Genomic DNA, 2,326 nt, shown 5'->3' with positions numbered 1-2,326 from the left:
GACCGCTGGCATTGCCAGCGGCAGAATGATTTTGCGCAGAATAGTGACTTCGCTGGCTCCCAGGTCTTTTGCGGCTTCCAGCATTCGCACATCGAATCCTTTCAGGCGTGAGTACACTGTCACCACCACAAAAGGTAAACAGAAGGTGATATGCGAGAACAGCAACGACCAGAACCCCAGTTGAATACCGATCAGCATAAACAGCACCAGCAGTGAAATCGCCATCACGATATCCGGCGACATCATCACCACGAACAGCATACCGCTGACAAACGGTTTACCGCGAAAACGGTAGCGGTAAAGCGCAACCGCCGTCAGTGAGCCGATCAGGGTGGCAAAGGTTGCGGATAATACGGCCATCGTCAGTGAATGCTGTGCCGCCTGCAGCAGGCTGTCGTTGTTCATCAGCAGGCCGTACCATTTGGTGGTAAAGCCTTGCCAGTTGATGCCAAAGCGCGAGCTGTTAAAGGAGTTCACAATCAAAATAATGATTGGAATGTACAGATACGCGTAGATGGCAGTCATGAAACCACCACGAAGCAGTCGACCGATCATTCGAGTTCCACCTTTTTATTCAGAAGGTGTGACGCTTTCAGAGCATTGAAAATAATCAACTTTTTCTCTTCTCCAAAATCTCTCCAAAACTTCCCACCAAAAGAGACAGCCAAAAAATAAGCGGCCCTCACTAAGGCCGCGAATTTTACAACAATTTTCCAGGTGATCGGAAAAAAATGCCCATTTAAATGACTAGCTTTAGCCATTCCTGTCCACGAGTGTCGTTATAGCGATCTGTTGTTGCCTGCACTTTATGGCCCAGCAGCGTTTTGGTGTCGATCCCTTGCGCGCGGTACAGTCGTTCGGCTAGCGAGCGTTGCTCGTGGAATGTCGTTGGCGTTTTCCCAGCTGGTGGCTTAATTCCCGCAAGATCCCGGGCATCCGCAAAATAATCTGACAGGTTGTCTTTGCTCATTGGCTGGCCTTTTTTCTGCAATCGGCTGTGAACCAGGTAAGGGCTAACAATCTTGTTGCGACAACCGGCAATGACCTCTTTGAGCGTCATGCCCACTGCATCGCAATGAAGTGACAGGGGTAACGCCAGGCGCATACCTGTTTTACCCTGAATGACATGCAAATGACCGTCCCACACATCAGAAAATTTCATTCTGACAATATCCTCTCTTCGCTGGCCGGTAACTAGGGCGAGAAGCATGGCGTTCCTGTTGTAATGCCCTTCAGGGGTAACATTGAATATGGCCCGCCAGTCCTCGATGCTGAGTCGTGCCCGGGTCACTTTCGGTACCGGTTTTCGCGTCGCCTCCGGAGGATTCCAGCCAGGAGGAACTTCACCGGCATGCTGTGCTTCGCGGTAAATATCCACCCACACCACGCGATTGTTTAGCGCTGTGCTGGCCTGCCCCTTATCGAGCCATTCCTCCAGTATCAGGGAAAAATCCCTGACTTCCAGACTACGCAACGGATGATTACCAAGTCGACCAACCAAAAGATTAGCCATCCTCATTTTTTCTTTGAGTCGGGTTTCTGACAGATCACCGTTGTCTACACGTGTGCGCTGCACTTTTTCATAGCGAACAATCCACGCCTTTAAACTGATCCCGCGCGCCTTATTTAATGATGGCTTTTCATCGATTTTTTTCAGGAAATAATCAGCTTCTGCCGCAGCCAGTCGCTGATTGGCGATGACCGCTATTTTTTCTGCTTTGGTTTTATCGGTTCCGAGTCCGTGAAATTTTCCGGTTACTGGGTTTTTATATTGGTAATAGGTTTTGTCGGTTCGGCGATCAAACCGGGCATAAAGCCCGGGAATGGAGATGCTATTTTTTCGTGGCCTTGGCGACATGATTGAGGATCTCCTTTAGCGCGTCATCATCGTCATCATGAATTTCTGGCACCACGCCGACAGCGCCGGGGCCGACATAAACTGCATTGCGATCTACACACCAGCGCCCGCAAATTTTTTCCGGTTTCGGGTTTATGTAGCCCAGCTTGCCGTATTTCACCAGCGTGGTATTGGTAATTACAAAACCAAAGCGACCGGCTTTCCATTCTGTCAGCGGTATCAGAAATTGTTCACTCATAGCCATCACTCGCGATAGCCAGCTATTACGATACGCGCAACAGCTGGCATTGGTTGATATTCAATAATCAGTTTGCGGTCAGACGTTGCCAGATTGCAGAGACGTATTTGACCTGATGCCGGGCGTCAGAAAGCGCATTATGCAGATCACCTTCAAACGGGATGTCGTGGCGTGGGTTGATACCGACAGATTTGCCCAGTTCAACAATGGTCCTTACGTCCCTGTCATTC

General features: G+C 49.7%; 5 protein-coding genes. All 5 read right to left on the bottom strand.

Features of this window, described 5'->3' with window-relative positions; genetic code table 11:
* Positions 1-555: spermidine/putrescine ABC transporter permease PotC (gene potC / locus FDW95_RS20680; RefSeq protein ID WP_249359268.1), on the bottom strand; the 555-nt coding region annotated here is incomplete at its 3' end.
* Positions 552-761 (bottom strand): hypothetical protein, encoded by a 210-nt coding sequence (locus tag FDW95_RS20675; RefSeq protein WP_115258739.1) that lies wholly within the window; start codon positions 759-761, stop codon positions 552-554. The genes FDW95_RS20675 and potC, both read right to left, overlap by 4 nt.
* The gene (locus tag FDW95_RS20670; RefSeq protein ID WP_115258738.1) at positions 740-1,858 is read right to left on the bottom strand and encodes a phage integrase Arm DNA-binding domain-containing protein; all 1,119 of its coding nucleotides are present in this window, start codon (positions 1,856-1,858) and stop codon (positions 740-742) included. The genes FDW95_RS20675 and FDW95_RS20670 overlap by 22 nt, the downstream gene beginning before the upstream one ends.
* Complete coding sequence (locus FDW95_RS20665) at positions 1,833-2,096, bottom strand: excisionase (protein WP_115259961.1); 264 nt, start codon at positions 2,094-2,096, stop codon at positions 1,833-1,835. The genes FDW95_RS20670 and FDW95_RS20665 overlap by 26 nt, the downstream gene beginning before the upstream one ends.
* Positions 2,097-2,163: 67 nt before the next feature.
* A partial coding sequence (locus FDW95_RS20660) for a 3'-5' exonuclease (protein WP_137363601.1) occupies positions 2,164-2,326 on the bottom strand: 163 nt, incomplete at its 5' end.

This window comes from Citrobacter sp. wls718, from assembly GCF_005280945.1.
GTDB classification, from domain to species: domain Bacteria; phylum Pseudomonadota; class Gammaproteobacteria; order Enterobacterales; family Enterobacteriaceae; genus Citrobacter; species Citrobacter gillenii.
Note: the sequence above shows the minus strand (reverse complement) of the source record. Positions and strands in the feature narration are given on the sequence as shown.

Bases quoted from the DNA above. Each gene is read 5' to 3' on its own strand.
- FDW95_RS20675 (WP_115258739.1), bottom strand. From the start codon at position 761: ATGGCTAAAGCTAGTCATTTAAATGGGCATTTTTTTCCGATCACCTGG.
- FDW95_RS20670 (WP_115258738.1), bottom strand. From the start codon at position 1,858: ATGTCGCCAAGGCCACGAAAAAATAGCATCTCCATTCCCGGGCTTTAT.
- FDW95_RS20665 (WP_115259961.1), bottom strand. From the start codon at position 2,096: ATGAGTGAACAATTTCTGATACCGCTGACAGAATGGAAAGCCGGTCGC.